Source organism: Vibrio sp. B1FIG11, assembly GCF_905175335.1.
GTDB lineage: Bacteria > Pseudomonadota > Gammaproteobacteria > Enterobacterales > Vibrionaceae > Vibrio > Vibrio campbellii.
The window spans coordinates 934,438-948,542 of record NZ_HG992752.1 but is presented as its reverse complement, the minus strand read 5'-3'; the positions used below and the strand labels follow the sequence as shown (position 1 = coordinate 948,542).

Below are 14,105 nucleotides of genomic sequence, written 5' to 3'. Positions count from 1 at the left end.
CGCTAAGGAACAAGATATGAAACGTTCTCTAATAAGTATTGCCGTTGCTTGTCTACTGGCCCCTAATTCTTATGCTGAAAACCAACTTAATGACGGAAGCGTATTGCCTTTTGCTCAACCGCCGATGGAGGGAGAAGCAAAAGCACGGCTACAAGATTCAACAATGAAATGGCCAGAACGTCCAAACTACTTACCCAATAATGCCCCTAACATCCTTATTATTCTGCTCGATGATGTTGGGTTTGGTGTTTCTAAAACGTTTGGTGGGTCTGTGGAAACGCCGACCTTTCAGCAAGTCGCTGACGAAGGCATTGTTTTTAATTCTTTTCACACGACTTCTATCTCGTCCCCTACCCGCGCCTCTTTGCTGACAGGGCGAAATCATACTCGTATCGGTAGCGGGACAATTGCAGAAAGAGCGGTGGCGTGGGATGGTTACACGGGTGTTATTCCCAAAGAAGCTGCAACCATCGCAGAAGTGTTGAAGAATTATGGTTATAAGACATCGGCATTTGGTAAATGGCATAATACTCCCGTCGTTGAAACGACCGCGATGGGCCCCAAAGACCGTTGGCCTAACGGTTATGGATTCGAGCATTTCTACGGTTTCTTAGGCGGGGAAACGAGTCAGTATGAGCCTCGTTTAACACAGAATTACGATGCTATCGAGCCCCCTATAGATAAGGGGTATCACCTCAGCGAAGATTTAGCGCAACAAGCCGTAGCTTGGCTTGAAGATCACCGTTCTTTTTCTCCAGATAAGCCATTCCTTATGTATTGGGCCCCCGGTGGCGCCCATGGCCCTCATCATGTGTTTAAAGAGTGGGCCGACAAGTATAAAGGGCAATTTAATGAAGGCTGGGACGTTTATCGAGAGCAAGCCTTCAAGCGACAAAAAGATCTGGGCATCATCCCTGAAGATACGATACTGACTAAACGTGATCCAACGATGGCTAGCTGGGAAAGCATTCCAGAAACGCAGCGCGAGTTCCAGATTCGGTTGATGGAGTTATACGCTGGCTTTGTGGAACATACCGATGTTCAGGTAGGTAAAGTGATACAAGGTCTTAGCGATCTCGGGATGAAGGACAACACACTGATTATTTATATTTTTGGTGATAACGGTTCGAGTTCTGAGGGACAACAAGGCTCAATAAGTGAGCTTCTTGCCCAGAACAACATCTCCAATACGATAGAACAGCAAATTAATGCTCTAGAGCGCTTGGGTGGATTAGAAGCTTTAGGAACTTCTGCGACCGATAATATGTATCATGCTGGGTGGGCCTGGGCTGGTAGCACACCATTCAAAGGGACCAAATTATTAGGTGCATATTTTGGCGGTACTCGAAATCCGATGGCAATCGCATGGCCTAAGTCGATAAAGCCGGACAACAATGTGCGCAACCAATTTCATCATGTCATTGATGTTGCTCCCACCATCTACGAGTTACTTGGTATCAACGCACCAGAAGTAGTCAATGGCTACAAACAAATCGCGTTGGATGGGGTGAGCTTTGCGTATACGTTCGACGATGCTAATGCTGAGAGTGTTAAAAAAGAGCAATTCTTTGATAACAATGGCAGTCGTGCGCTATATCAAGATGGCTGGATTGCGAGTACATTCGGCCCATTTATTCCTTGGAATACCCCTTTATCGGCGAAAACCATCCCTAAGTGGGACTCCGCTGAAGATGAATGGGAGCTCTACAATTTAAATGTCGATTACAGCCAAGCCACGAATCTTGCTGACAAGCATCCTGAAAAACTGAAATCGATGAAAGCCCGCTTCCTCGAGGTGGCAAAAGAGAATCAAGCCTATCCAATTGGTGCTGGTAATTGGTTGCGAATACACCCAGAAGACCGAGTTAAGACGGACTACTCAGAGTGGGAATTTACTCAACGAACAGAAAGAATGCCGGAATTTACTGCTCCTGGCATTGGACGCGAAAGTACTGTTGTTAATATCGACGTTGATTTACCCGATAAAGCAAATGGTGTGATATATGCCGTCGGCGGCGCGAGTGGTGGCGTAACACTTTATATGGAAGAAGGGAGGCTAAAGTATCTTTACAATATGATGATCATCGAACAGTACCAAGCCACATCGAAAGAGCCTATACCTGAAGGCAAGCACAAGATTACTGTTTTGACGGACATCTCCGGACCAGGGCAATCCGGCAATGTTCAGCTACTTGTAGACGGTGAAACGGTCGCCGAGGTAAAACTAGAGCGCACAGTTCCTGCTGCATTCTCTGCGACGGAAAGCTTTGACGTGGGTAAAGACCTTGGTTCTACCGTTTCTATGGACTATCACCACAGCAGACCTTTTTCATTTGACGGGACAATAAACCGCTTTAATGTCCGGCTTGGGCTTGAATAGTATTCGCTATATAGACCCAAATTTAGTCAAATGAGACGGAAAAAGTCCATGTGAATATCACACACTAAAGCAAACAAGGCGAACCATTTGGCTCGCCTTATTGTTATTTACCGATGTGACTTCTTGAGTTTTTTACTTTAGAGGGTCGTTGTCTGGCAACGCACTGTGTATCCATACTGCCAGTCGGTGTTTGATGCTTGCACCGTCTAGCTTGCTTTCAGGTAGTGGCGTGATCTGTTTTGCATCGACCAAGAATAGATAAATCGCTTTTACTCTTAGAGGTTGTGGTGACTGAGGAAGGTCAAAGCCTTGTAGTTTCGCCATCTTCCCACCAATCTCTAGTGCTTTCTTAACCAGTTTGTCTTCATTGTGAAGCTTGGAGCTTTTTGACATTGATAAATCCTCTTCTTCGCTTCAATTAAGAATACATTAAGTGTCACGCATGGCATGTTAGTAAGCTCGCATATTGATAAGTTTATGCGTTATTGCCAAGTAACCGGTTGAAAAACAACCTGAGCTTACGGATATCCGGTATACATTCCGTTGTTGAGCAATGTTGTTTCAGTTGCCCTATTTCAAGTCCTCTATTTCTGCTTTCGAAATACTCGGTTTTTAACTTCTCTAAGAGCTTCCATTGGCTTTTTCTTTGAATCAACCTCTAACAAATAAATATAAATGATAATTATTATCATGCAGTTGCTTACTTTATAAAATCCACCTGATAAGCTCAGCCCTGTTACTCAATGTTGGAGTTGAGGACTTTTAGTCAGATGAGTGACATTTCCCATCTGATTGAATAATAAATAAAAAACATAAATAACAGGCTATTAACTATGAACATTAAAAGAAGCTTCGCCAGTCTGGCAATTCTCGCGGCATTTAACGCTACGGCTTACGAACACTATTCTGTGTTTGAAGATTACATTGACCAAGGTCTGGTCACGGCAAATCAATCTCGCCTAACACAAATAGCGAAATCTAGCCAAGGGCAACTAACCGTAGCTGGTGCGTACTCATATGATCACTTAGGGCGAGTAACACAGCGTGATTATGCCGACAGTACGTTCGACTATATCTATAACGCTGAGGGGTGGTTGGAATCTGCCCGTGCTTTAATGAAACACGATTCAATCAACAGTTATGTAAGGCACACCAAAGAAAACTTCATTTCTCAATACAGTTACAACGAACAAGGTCAGGTGGAGGTTGAGAATAAGCAAGTTTTTCAGGATGAGGCGACTGACCTTAATGGTACGCCTATCGCGACGTTTCGAATTCAATATACATACAGTGCCGATGGCAAACTTCTTCAACGTCGCCAAGTACCACAAACTGGCGATGATATGTCGGTTCGAGAGTTTCATTATTCCTACCATGACGATGGTAAGTTAAGAAAGATCCGAGAGGTCAAACTCTCTACGCCAAGAGAAAAGAGTACTCTTTTACTTCAATACTATCCGAATGGCGAAATCAAAAAGGCAACTCAGAAGCTGTTCGGAAAAGGCACCAAAACCTTTGAAATGGAATATGTAGATGATGGCTCACTGATTTATGGCGTTTACTATGTAGACCCGGTTAAAGAGTGGAAAGTCGACTTAGATTTCTTTGGCCTAGCCTTCCACCCAATCAAATCAATGAAACAAACCGCTGGTGTATCGATTAGCACGTACCGCTATCAATATCAAAACAGCGATGGTGATTCCCTGCCAGACGGCGCACTGTTGGATGTTGCACTACCCGGCTTTAACCAGACGATTCAGTACACTATGACCAATAAATAACGTTCAACCGTTACCAAGACATTTCTAATAGTAACGTCATGAAAAAGGCCGAACTCTTCGGCCTTTATTGTTTATGGTGTAGAAAAGTGACAGGGTAACAATAATATTTAGGCCAATTAAACTTACTCTGCTTCAGGTCGAATAATTTTGTTGGTCAGCTTGGCAATTAACCCGCCTATCCTCCTCCGCATATCACGTCTCTCGACAATCATATCTAATGCGCCATGCTCCAGAAGGAACTCACTTTGTTGAAAGCCATCCGGCAGTTTTTCTCGCACGGTTTGCTCTATTACGCGACGCCCTGCAAACCCAATTCTTGCCTCTGGTTCACCGATATTGATGTCCCCCAGCATTGCGATGCTTGCAGATACGCCACCAAAGGTTTGATCGGTCAACACCGAAATATAGGGCAAGCCCGCACTGGATAAATGATCCAACGCTGCACTGGTTTTGGCCATTTGCATCAATGCCATCAAAGACTCTTGCATCCTTGCACCGCCACAGGCAGAAAAGCAGACCAAGCCGCGGTTTTCTTCGATGGCAATATCGACGGCCTCAACAAACTTTGCCCCCACCACAGAGCCCATAGAGCCAGCCATAAAAGAAAACTCAAATGCGCAAGCAACGATGGGTAACCCTAATAGCTCGCCTTTCATCGCAACCAGTGCATCTTTCTCTCCTGTGCTTTTTTGAGCAAGGGCGATCCGTTCTTTATAGCGTTTCTTGTCTTTAAAATTGAGCACATCTTTCGGCTCATACTCGCAGGCAATCTCGCTTCGCTTCTCTTTATCCAAGAAGCTGTCCAATCGATGGCGCGCAGTCATCCGCATGTGATGGTTGCATTTAGGGCACACTTCCAAGTTTTCTTTTAGCGCTATTCGATACAACACTTGTTCACAAGACGGGCACTTGGTCCAAACGCCTTCGGGGATCGATGCTTTACGCGTGTTAATAATGTTGTTTTTATCTAATAACTTTTCTAACCAACTCATAAGAAGCCTTTATCCAGAAACGATGTTGACGAGCATTGTATAAACCTGATTTCGGTAATAAAGTGGGCTTAATTGGCTTTATAATCCAACAAAATGGGATTAACTAAGATGCTTGATAAGATCGACCCGCAATGGCTTAAGAGTTTCCACGGTGTTTACGAGAACAACAGCTTTAAACGAGCCGCGGAGTTCTTGTGTTTACCGACATCTAATATCAGCCGCCACATTGCTTTACTCGAAGAGCAACTTGATGTGCGATTATTTGATAGAACCACAAGACGTATTTGCGCCACCGAAGCCGGAGAGCAACTCTACCTGCGCACGCAACCATTGTTCGACAAACTCAATGACGCGCTTGAAGAGGTCACTCAGCACTCGCACGAAGTCATGGGACAGCTCAATATCCTCATGCCTGATTCACCAGAGCTGGCTAAAGCTGTTGTCTCGTTTTGTACTCAATACCCTTCGATTGCGTTAAATTGCGAGACCAACCTGAGCCCGAAAGAGGACTTGCTGGACGGGTTTGACGTTATCTTAAGTTTTCATCGAGGGAAGTTAGAAGATAGCAATTGGGTTGCGAAAGAAATTAAGCGCTGGCCAAGTGTTGTTGTTGCATCGCCGAAACTGCTACAAAACTGCCAAAAGCCGTTTCAGATTACCGATTTAAAACACATCCCTTGCATCAGCAGCTTTACCGCCTTGAAAGGTACACCGTGGGTTTTCAAAACGACAGATGGCTCCTTGATAACTCAAAGAGTGGCGTCATCATTTAAGGTCAACAGCGGACAGTTCGCTAAAACGGGGGCACTGGCTGGACTTGGGTTTGCAATACTGCCCACTGGCTTTTGCCATCAAGAAATCGATTCTGGTGAGCTAGAAGTGATCAAGCTGGAATACGAACCAGAAGATTTGGTGCTGTATGCCTTTTACGCGTCGCGAAAACATTTAGCGAAGAAGATACCCGTATTTATCGAACACCTTAGAAAGCAAGCAAATGAATAACACGGGTTGATACAATACTAACCTTGTCATTTAAAAATATCGAATATTAAAGATAAGAAAAATAACGGCACTCCAAATATATTAAACAGCCGACACAGTGTGTCGGCTTATATTTCTATTTGACAGAAAAAGGCTATTTAGAAAAAGGTGTAATTGAGCGACAAATATGCGGTCATGCTGTCTGTTTCTGAAAGGATTGGGCTTTTTTTCAAATCATCTTCAAGGCTCACATAACGAACGCTACCTGAAATGCTGATTTTTTTGGTTAAGAACATATAGCCATTCAAGCCAATGAAGTAATCACCCTCATAGTCCATGGAATATTCATCAAATCGAGTACGACTCGCCTCTTCGCGAGATACGCCGTAAAGATGATTATTTAGATCCGCGCTGTTTATTTGATAACCGATTGAAGGCGTGATACCAAACGCACCCATTCTTATTGGATAGGCCGCTTTGATCTCTCCGTAATGACCATTATGAACTCCACTGATATCGGTCGCGATCATGCTTTCTAGAAACGCGGTGGTTCTGGGAAAGTTGACTCTCACCCCTGCTCCACCCATGAATGATGTCTTACGCTTGTCTAGCTTCTGCATGTCTGCATCACTCGAATCCGAAGGTCGCATAATCCTAGGATCGAAGCCCACTTTCGCAAAGTATTCAATCGGTGCACCTCGGCCATTAAAGCTGTAACTTGCTGTCGTACCCTCAACGCTCACGTGTTTATCTCGATAAACAATCGAAGGTAAAGGTGTAAACTGCGTATCCATTCCAATATATGGAGAAGGAGAATAAAGCGCACCAATACCAAGAGACAAAGAGCTATCGGCGTGAGAATAAGCGCTAAATAATAATGTCGGTACAAGTAATAAGGTTTTATTCATGTTGAGCTCCAATTTTTAATTGGGCGAGATTCTACGAATAATTAAAACCGACTCAACAAACTTTATATAATTTTATCTAAATTGTTAGTTTGTTTTATAAATGTATTTTAGGTTGAAAAATGTCGTTATTTATCAGAGCCCTCCCTATAAAATTCAGAAATAAATCATAGAAACAGAGTCAACAAAACTTGAATAAATACACCAGAGATGATCTCAATCTCGTGCTGAAGTTCGGGTATGTAAATATGCTTTTAAAAATAAAAAAGCCCGACATGGTCGTTGCCATATCGGACTTTTTTCCAATGCACTTTGGCTCCTAATGTACTTTTGTAACTAATGTACCTTTGTAACTAATGTACCTTTCGTTCCCAAAATGCCTCTGTTCTCAATGTGCTGTGAAAAGCACTACAGAATTATTGCCCTGCCGCCAACTGCATTAATAGGCCGCTAATGTAAGCACCGTATGTGCCAAGTGCATAACCTAGCACGGCCATTAGAATACCCACTGGCGCAAGTGCAGGGTGGAATGCCGCCGCAACAACCGGAGCAGAAGCCGCACCGCCAACGTTCGCTTGGCTACCTACAGCCATAAAGAACAACGGCGCACGAATAAGTTTCGCAACAGCAATCATCAGTACAGCATGGATGGTTAGCCATACGATGCCGATAAAGAAGTAACCTGGGTTGTCGAAGATTGCGGTCACGTCCATTTGCATACCAATGGTCGCAACAAGGATGTAGATAAAGGTTGAACCGATTTTAGATGCACCGCCATGCTCAAGGCTGCGTGTTGATTTAAAACAAGAAGCAATCAGCGCAAACGTCGTTACCAATACGATCAACCAGAAGAAGCCAGACGTTAGGCTGTATTTCGCCAGTTCCGGGGCATTGGTTGAAATCCAAGGTGCAATCATATCGCTGAAATAATGGGCCAGACCCGTTAAACCAAACGCAATCGCGGCAATTTTAACCAAGTCTGTTGTTGTCGTTGGACGGTCGTTTTCTTCTTGATACTTAGAAACGGTTTCTTTCAGTTCTTCAATAGATGATGTGTCTGCTTTTAGCCATGCGTCGACTTTCTTTTGACGACCAACCATGATTAACAAGATTGCCATCCAAACGTTGGCACAGATAACGTCCACAGTGATCATCGCCGAGAATAGCTGGTCGTTCACTTCGAATACTTCTTTCATCGCCGCTTGGTTAGCACCGCCGCCAATCCAAGAGCCTGCGACTGTGGTTAGACCGCGCCAAACATCACCAGACACAAGATCCGGAGAGACTTGGTCGATAATAAGAATCGCCAATGGACCACCGATGATGATACCCGCTGTACCGGTTAAGAACATGATGACGGCTTTTGGGCCAAGGCCAATGATTTTGCGAAGGTCAGCAGAAATGATCAGAAGTACCAGTGCACTTGGCAACAAGTAACGGCTAGCTACGAAGTATAGCTTAGAATTTGACGCATCAATAATACCGAAACTGTTAAGTAGTGACGGAACAAAGTAGCAAAGCAAAAGACCAGGAATGATCGAATAGAATTTTTTTAGTGCGCTGTTTTGGCTGCTTTCCGTAATGAAGATACCGCCAAGTATCACCGCTAACATGCCCATGATTACTGCATCATTAGAAATCATTATAGTTCTTCCTTTAATTTGAGCGTGAATGTCTACTTTTGAGAGGGTGAACCATACAGATAACGCATTAATGTTACAATATGTAACAGCAGAAACACTTTGAAATATCCTTGCAACATCACAACAATTGCTCGCAAACCCTTTATTTATAAAGCGATTGCGTTATTTTCATTTAACTCAAAAAAATTTCCTCATTATCGCCTTCCTATGTTTCGTGGTTTATAGTCAAGCATTAATATTTATCGGCATGATATTCACCATGCAAATACTGATAAGTTTTTGTATGGCAAAATCCCGACTCATTTCCGGCCAAAGCTAGCTTAAATAGAGCCGAAAAGCCGCTCACCTAGTTCACCCTAACTATCAGCAATAAGCTGGTTCAAAAGCTAAGAGCATGAACCAAAATCAACGCTAATGCGTAATAAAGACAGGTCTTAACTAGAGGATTTATGAATGTTTTCTTTTTTCAAAAACAATTCGGTTAAAAAGCTCAAAAAGCGTCACTCTATGCTGTGTGAGCAAGCCATGCAGGCACAGCGTCGCGGTGATATTAAAACGTACTCGTTGTTAACCGCAGAGGCAGAAGAAATCTTCGAGCAAATCAAAACACTGAATACACCACAGAACTAACGCCTTGCTAAACAGTGGAAATAATAAAGCCCAGCGAGCACGCCGGGCTTTGTAGGTTTAACGCTTTAGACCTTTTATAGTTTGTATCGCTTTTATAGTTTGTATCGCTTGAAAACGTTTTGGCTATAAAGCTTCACGTTGTCGCGGTCACTTAAAGGTCTATCAATCGCTCTTGTGGTTTAACGAACGTTTTCGTGCAATCAATCCACCTAAAAGAACGAGCAACCAATGCCATCCGATTGTGCCGCCCGACGACTCTGAATCTTCCGCTTCTTGAGCTGGGGTAAAATTGAGTTCGTTTGTAATCAGCTCATCGGTGTACGTCATATTTTCTATGGTTACCTTGCCGTTGTCCGCATCGCCCAGGCCACCTTTCTTGTACATAATCATAAAGCTGTTATCTGCATCTCTGGTCATCGGTAAATCCACTCGCCCCGAAATCTCACCCGGAACCTGAACCACTTGGAAACCGTTGATATAGATTTCTAAGATGTCGTGGTCCTCTTCTGCAAACACTGAAAGATCCATCGAGACGGTACCAGTGGGAATGCCTTCAACAATCAAAGCCGTTGACCCGTCGTGCTCTATAACTGGCGATGAAATTGAAGCTTCTGTGGTTGTCCACCTTTGAGTGCTGTACACACCACTATTCGGGAAATCGACGAGGTCACTCACCCCCTGATGCGCAGCGTTCGCCCCCAAAACATAAGCTCTTGGCGTAAACGTCGCTAGCAACGAGTTGGTATGAACTTGCACGCCAAATTCATGCATACCGACTGAATCTAGGTCGTAACTGACACTTACCTCGCAGCTTTCTCCAACTGAGAGTGTCTGACAGTTGTTATTGGTAATGCTCGCACTCATATTATTAATGGTTGGCGAGTTATGAACAAATGATGGCGAAACCTTTGAGATTTCAATCTCTTGATCTGAATTATTTGTAAGTTCAAAAGTGTGTAAGATTAAACCAAGAGAACGGACGCCCAGTACCTCTTTAGCACGGTAATTTAGACCCACTGTTTGCTGTTCGATCCAATCCTCAAAATGGCTCACATTTGTGTAAACCCCATAGGCGTTGGGCTGCGCGCACCCTTCCCCCCAACTCACAATACCCAGTTGTTCATATTTTCCGTTATTAGGGAGTAGTAAAGGTCCGCCGCTATCGCCACTGCAAGCATCTCGCCCACCTTCTTTATAACCTGCGCAGAAAGCGTCATCGCCGATCTCAGCATAACCATCATGAGGGACTTGAGTACATTGGTCCTGGTCAACAAGAGGTACATTGACTTTATGTAACTCACTGGTCTGGGAGATTTCTTCTTCTGACGGGTTCTGATCTCCCCAGCCCATTACCGTGAGTACCTGACCTACTGCCAGATTTCCGCGAGCGTAACCATCAACAAGAGTCACTTTAGACTCCGACGGAGCCTGAGCAAGTTCAATAATCGCGATATCATTGCTGACAGGCTCTTTACTGTAACTCTCATGAGCATATATATGTTCGACAGCGTAGCGATTTTTCGCTGTATCTGGGGAGGACAGATCCGATACGCCAATCACTACTTCCACGTCTTCATGACTTTTCGCTTCAATACAATGTGCAGCGGTGAGTACATATCGGTCACCAATAAAACTCGCGCCGCAGAAGTGGCCTTTATAAGCGTCCATATTTTTCGAAACCAGCGCCACCATAAATGGCCAATTACCTTGTGTTACCTCTTCACCGTTTATGATTTTAGTTTTAATGTCCGCCAATACAGACGGTGAAGACAGACTGACTGCGCAAATACCAAGTGGTAACCATTTTGTCTGATTTGTGTTCATGATCTAGCCTTTTATACACATCCAAAAAGTCGTGCAGGCTATTTTATAAAATTAACATATGAAACACAATTAACATCAAAGTGTGACAACGCTCTACTTAATTACAGGTAATTGTCTTTCACGTGGTAGAAGCTAAAGATTTGCGTTTAGTCCCTTATACATAGTTACTTATCGAATCAATGAATAGTCATGATATTGCATTTCAGTTTCGAGCAATATCATGTTCCGCCAACGAGCGAGGTAGAAAAATCGATGGATTGGATATGTTCATATATGCTTATTCTTGTGAACTGCAATCAATAAGACTTCACACATTCTATAAATAACAACAAAGGACTGTGTTATGCCACAAACGTTAGATCAGGCTGTTCAGGTTTTAGACCGAGATTTAGAGGAATTTCTACTTCGCTTCCCACTGTCCATTACGAGCGCGGGCCAATCAAAAGGTGCCATGAGGTTTTACTTGTATAGTCTTGGGGATACCGCTTTCGGAATAAACCAAGGGGTTAAGATGAAGGAGATGCGTTTCCGCCTTGGCCCAAAATCGTTAGCTAAAAACGCGAAAGCACTTCAATGTATTCATATCCCTGTCTCTCCTTTTGAACAACTTAAACCCGACTCCATTTCTAAAGTCACCCACTATGATGCTGCGGACTACTTGGTCACTACTCAATTGACCGGCTGTACCTTTGCTATCCGTAAGGCAAAAGGAGGCGGGCTTGAGTTCTTGCATGTACAACCAAAGGGGGACTTTAACGGCATGGAAGTACAACGTGCTGTCCAAAAAGAATTTCAAGTCTCTTTTGGCAGAGGAACTGGTAAGGACAACACCACTTACGGAGAAAATACTCGAGTTACGGTTATGGGCGCACGAATAAATGGGCTATGGACCGTCTATGCTCAATATCAAGATTCGAGTGGCAACGTGACAAAAGTAGACTGCATTTACAAAGAACCAAGCTCTGTGGCTTACGTTGATTAACGTCCGTTAGGCTCAAGTTCGTATCAGTCGAAAGCGTAGATAAAGTGAGTTGGCCTATCTGGCTAACTCACTATGATTACCCACCTTTTTGATAAATTTACAATCAAACAGACCCTGGTTCTTTTCCACAAAAGATCGTCTGCCCATTGCCATAGACCTCTGGTCTCCCTCTTAAAAGTCGCTTACTATGCCTGTTACCTATAACGCTTTGTGAGCCACTCATGAGCAGAAAAAATAATAAAAACCTCAGCATTCTTCTAAAACTCAACACCTTTATTTCGCCTCATAAATGGCGAGTTGCCGCGGCTTTGATTGCCCTGTTCGCAACAGCAAGTCTAACGCTATCCGTGGGTTACGGCGTTCGTATGCTGATAGACCAAGGCTTCGCCCAACAATCACAACAAGAACTCACTAACGCGATACAGTTCATCATCGGCGTGACACTGTGTATTGCTGCGGGCACGTTTTTCCGTTTCTATCTGGTTTCCTCGGTCGGCGAGCGCGTGAGTGCGGATATTCGTCTTGCGGTGTTTAACCACGTGATGACACTGCACCCTAGTTACTTTGAGACCAATAGCAGCGGCGACATTATGTCTCGGCTCACCACAGACACAACGCTGTTGCAAAGCATTATCGGGTCCTCATTTTCGATGGCCATGCGCAGCGCAATCATGTGTGTTGGTGCCATCATCATGCTGTTTGCGACTAACTTTAAGCTCACTTTGATTGTGCTGGCCTCCGTGCCGTTTGTTTTGGTTCCTATTTTGGTTTTCGGGAGGCGAGTACGCGCCCTATCTCGGAAAAGCCAAGACACGATGGCAGATGTAGGCAGCTACGCAGGTGAAGCGATTGAGCATATCAAAACCGTGCAGAGCTTTAGCTCAGAGCAACATGAGCGCGCGGCATTTGCAGTAGAAGTGGAAAAAGCTTATGAGGTTGGCAGACAGCGAGTCAAACAACGCGCGATTCTAATTTCCGGCGTTATCGTGATCGTATTCAGTGCTATTGCCGGGATGCTTTGGGTCGGCGGCAGTGACGTTATTCACGGTAAGATGTCGGGCGGCGATCTAGCAGCATTTGTGTTCTATGCCATTATGGTTGCCTCCTCCACAGCGACGATTTCAGAAGTCATGGGCGAGCTGCAAAGGGCTGCAGGTGCTACAGAGAGGTTGATTGAGATTCTACAAGTGGAAAGTGACATCACGGCACCAGCTAACCACATGCCGATCACCGACACTATGCCTGCGGAAGTAACGTTTGATTCAGTGAACTTCAACTACCCTTCCCGCCCAGACCAGCCTGCAGTGAAAGGATTAAACCTAACGGCTGAACGAGGTAAAGTGTTGGCTCTGGTTGGCCCATCAGGTGCAGGTAAAACGACGTTGTTCGAACTACTACAACGCTTTTATGACCCGCAGCAAGGGCGAGTCTTATTCGGTGGTGAAGACATTCGTCAGTTCGATCCAAACGATCTTCGTGGTCAAATGGCATTGGTGCCGCAACAACCGGCTTTGTTTAGTCACGATGTTTTCCATAATATCCGCTACGGTAATCCGGATGCTACTGACGAGCAGGTCATTGAAGCAGCGAAGAAAGCACATGCTCATGAGTTTATCGAAAAACTACCAGATGGTTACCACAGCTTTTTGGGAGAGCGTGGCGTGAGATTGTCTGGCGGACAAAAACAGCGCATCGCCATTGCTCGTGCCATTTTGAAAGACCCTAAAATCCTATTGCTTGATGAAGCCACCAGCGCACTAGACAGTGAAAGTGAACATCATGTTCAGCAGGCACTTGAGGCTCTGATGAAAGACAGAACGACGCTAATCATTGCCCACCGACTGTCGACTATCCAACATGCGGATAAGATAGCCGTGTTAGATGGTGGAGAGTTGATTGATATCGGTAACCACCAATCGTTGATGCAAAGCTGTGAGTTGTACCAGCGTTTAGTGGCGTTACAGTTTAAGCACTTAGAGTAACCATA

At 44.4% G+C, this 14,105-nt stretch carries 11 protein-coding genes; 6 read left to right on the top strand and 5 right to left on the bottom strand.

Going from position 1 to position 14,105, the window contains the following annotated elements; translation table 11 throughout:
* The first annotated feature begins 16 nt into the window (after positions 1-16).
* Positions 17-2,380 (top strand): arylsulfatase, encoded by a 2,364-nt coding sequence (locus KHO06_RS21135; RefSeq protein WP_212583335.1) that lies wholly within the window; start codon positions 17-19, stop codon positions 2,378-2,380.
* Positions 2,381-2,512: 132 nt separating this feature from the next.
* Here the strand turns inward: KHO06_RS21135 and KHO06_RS21130 are convergent, their stop codons facing one another.
* Positions 2,513-2,773 carry a DUF5062 family protein gene (locus KHO06_RS21130; protein ID WP_005376453.1) on the bottom strand — a complete coding sequence of 87 codons (261 nt, stop codon included), beginning with the start codon at positions 2,771-2,773 and terminating at the stop codon, positions 2,513-2,515.
* Between the two features lie 440 nt (positions 2,774-3,213).
* Between KHO06_RS21130 and KHO06_RS21125 the strand changes: the two genes are divergently transcribed.
* On the top strand, positions 3,214-4,161 hold the full coding sequence (locus tag KHO06_RS21125) for a hypothetical protein (RefSeq protein ID WP_212583334.1): 948 nt from the start codon (positions 3,214-3,216) through the stop codon (positions 4,159-4,161).
* A gap of 122 nt (positions 4,162-4,283) precedes the next feature.
* Here the strand turns inward: KHO06_RS21125 and accD are convergent, their stop codons facing one another.
* Positions 4,284-5,153 (bottom strand): acetyl-CoA carboxylase, carboxyltransferase subunit beta, encoded by an 870-nt coding sequence (gene accD, locus KHO06_RS21120; protein ID WP_212583333.1) that lies wholly within the window; start codon positions 5,151-5,153, stop codon positions 4,284-4,286.
* Positions 5,154-5,261: 108 nt separating this feature from the next.
* On the opposite strand from accD, the gene KHO06_RS21115 reads away from it, so the two are divergent.
* Positions 5,262-6,155, top strand: a complete 894-nt coding sequence (locus tag KHO06_RS21115) for a LysR family transcriptional regulator (protein WP_212583332.1) — start codon at positions 5,262-5,264, stop codon at positions 6,153-6,155.
* Between the two features lie 137 nt (positions 6,156-6,292).
* On the opposite strand, the gene KHO06_RS21110 is transcribed toward KHO06_RS21115, so the two are convergent.
* Both KHO06_RS21110 and KHO06_RS21105 read right to left on the bottom strand, forming a co-directional pair.
* Positions 6,293-7,042 (bottom strand): MipA/OmpV family protein, encoded by a 750-nt coding sequence (locus tag KHO06_RS21110; RefSeq protein ID WP_212583331.1) that lies wholly within the window; start codon positions 7,040-7,042, stop codon positions 6,293-6,295.
* Positions 7,043-7,455: 413 nt separating this feature from the next.
* Positions 7,456-8,682 carry a DUF819 family protein gene (locus KHO06_RS21105; RefSeq protein WP_005431261.1) on the bottom strand — a complete coding sequence of 409 codons (1,227 nt, stop codon included), beginning with the start codon at positions 8,680-8,682 and terminating at the stop codon, positions 7,456-7,458.
* Between the two features lie 453 nt (positions 8,683-9,135).
* Between KHO06_RS21105 and KHO06_RS21100 the strand changes: the two genes are divergently transcribed.
* Positions 9,136-9,312: a DUF6435 family protein gene (locus KHO06_RS21100; RefSeq protein ID WP_005431313.1), complete on the top strand. Its 177-nt coding sequence runs from the start codon at positions 9,136-9,138 to the stop codon at positions 9,310-9,312.
* A 162-nt stretch (positions 9,313-9,474) separates the two neighbouring features.
* Here KHO06_RS21100 and KHO06_RS21095 read toward each other — a convergent pair whose 3' ends face one another.
* Entirely contained in the window at positions 9,475-11,136 is a 1,662-nt protein-coding gene (locus tag KHO06_RS21095) for a serine protease (RefSeq protein ID WP_212583330.1), read from the bottom strand.
* Between the two features lie 343 nt (positions 11,137-11,479).
* Here KHO06_RS21095 and KHO06_RS21090 point away from each other — a divergent pair, with 343 nt between their 5' ends.
* Together KHO06_RS21090 and KHO06_RS21085 are read left to right on the top strand one after the other, a co-directional pair.
* Positions 11,480-12,118: a hypothetical protein gene (locus KHO06_RS21090; RefSeq protein WP_005431268.1), complete on the top strand. Its 639-nt coding sequence runs from the start codon at positions 11,480-11,482 to the stop codon at positions 12,116-12,118.
* Positions 12,119-12,339: 221 nt separating this feature from the next.
* Positions 12,340-14,100: an ABC transporter ATP-binding protein/permease gene (locus KHO06_RS21085; RefSeq protein ID WP_212583329.1), complete on the top strand. Its 1,761-nt coding sequence runs from the start codon at positions 12,340-12,342 to the stop codon at positions 14,098-14,100.
* Positions 14,101-14,105 lie beyond the last annotated feature (5 nt).

Coding starts and splice junctions, on each gene's coding strand:
- KHO06_RS21135 (WP_212583335.1), top strand. CDS start 17: ATGAAACGTTCTCTAATAAGTATTGCCGTTGCTTGTCTACTGGCCCCT.
- KHO06_RS21130 (WP_005376453.1), bottom strand. CDS start 2,773: ATGTCAAAAAGCTCCAAGCTTCACAATGAAGACAAACTGGTTAAGAAA.
- KHO06_RS21125 (WP_212583334.1), top strand. CDS start 3,214: ATGAACATTAAAAGAAGCTTCGCCAGTCTGGCAATTCTCGCGGCATTT.
- accD (WP_212583333.1), bottom strand. CDS start 5,153: ATGAGTTGGTTAGAAAAGTTATTAGATAAAAACAACATTATTAACACG.
- KHO06_RS21115 (WP_212583332.1), top strand. CDS start 5,262: ATGCTTGATAAGATCGACCCGCAATGGCTTAAGAGTTTCCACGGTGTT.
- KHO06_RS21110 (WP_212583331.1), bottom strand. CDS start 7,042: ATGAATAAAACCTTATTACTTGTACCGACATTATTATTTAGCGCTTAT.
- KHO06_RS21105 (WP_005431261.1), bottom strand. CDS start 8,682: ATGATTTCTAATGATGCAGTAATCATGGGCATGTTAGCGGTGATACTT.
- KHO06_RS21100 (WP_005431313.1), top strand. CDS start 9,136: ATGTTTTCTTTTTTCAAAAACAATTCGGTTAAAAAGCTCAAAAAGCGT.
- KHO06_RS21095 (WP_212583330.1), bottom strand. CDS start 11,136: ATGAACACAAATCAGACAAAATGGTTACCACTTGGTATTTGCGCAGTC.
- KHO06_RS21090 (WP_005431268.1), top strand. CDS start 11,480: ATGCCACAAACGTTAGATCAGGCTGTTCAGGTTTTAGACCGAGATTTA.
- KHO06_RS21085 (WP_212583329.1), top strand. CDS start 12,340: ATGAGCAGAAAAAATAATAAAAACCTCAGCATTCTTCTAAAACTCAAC.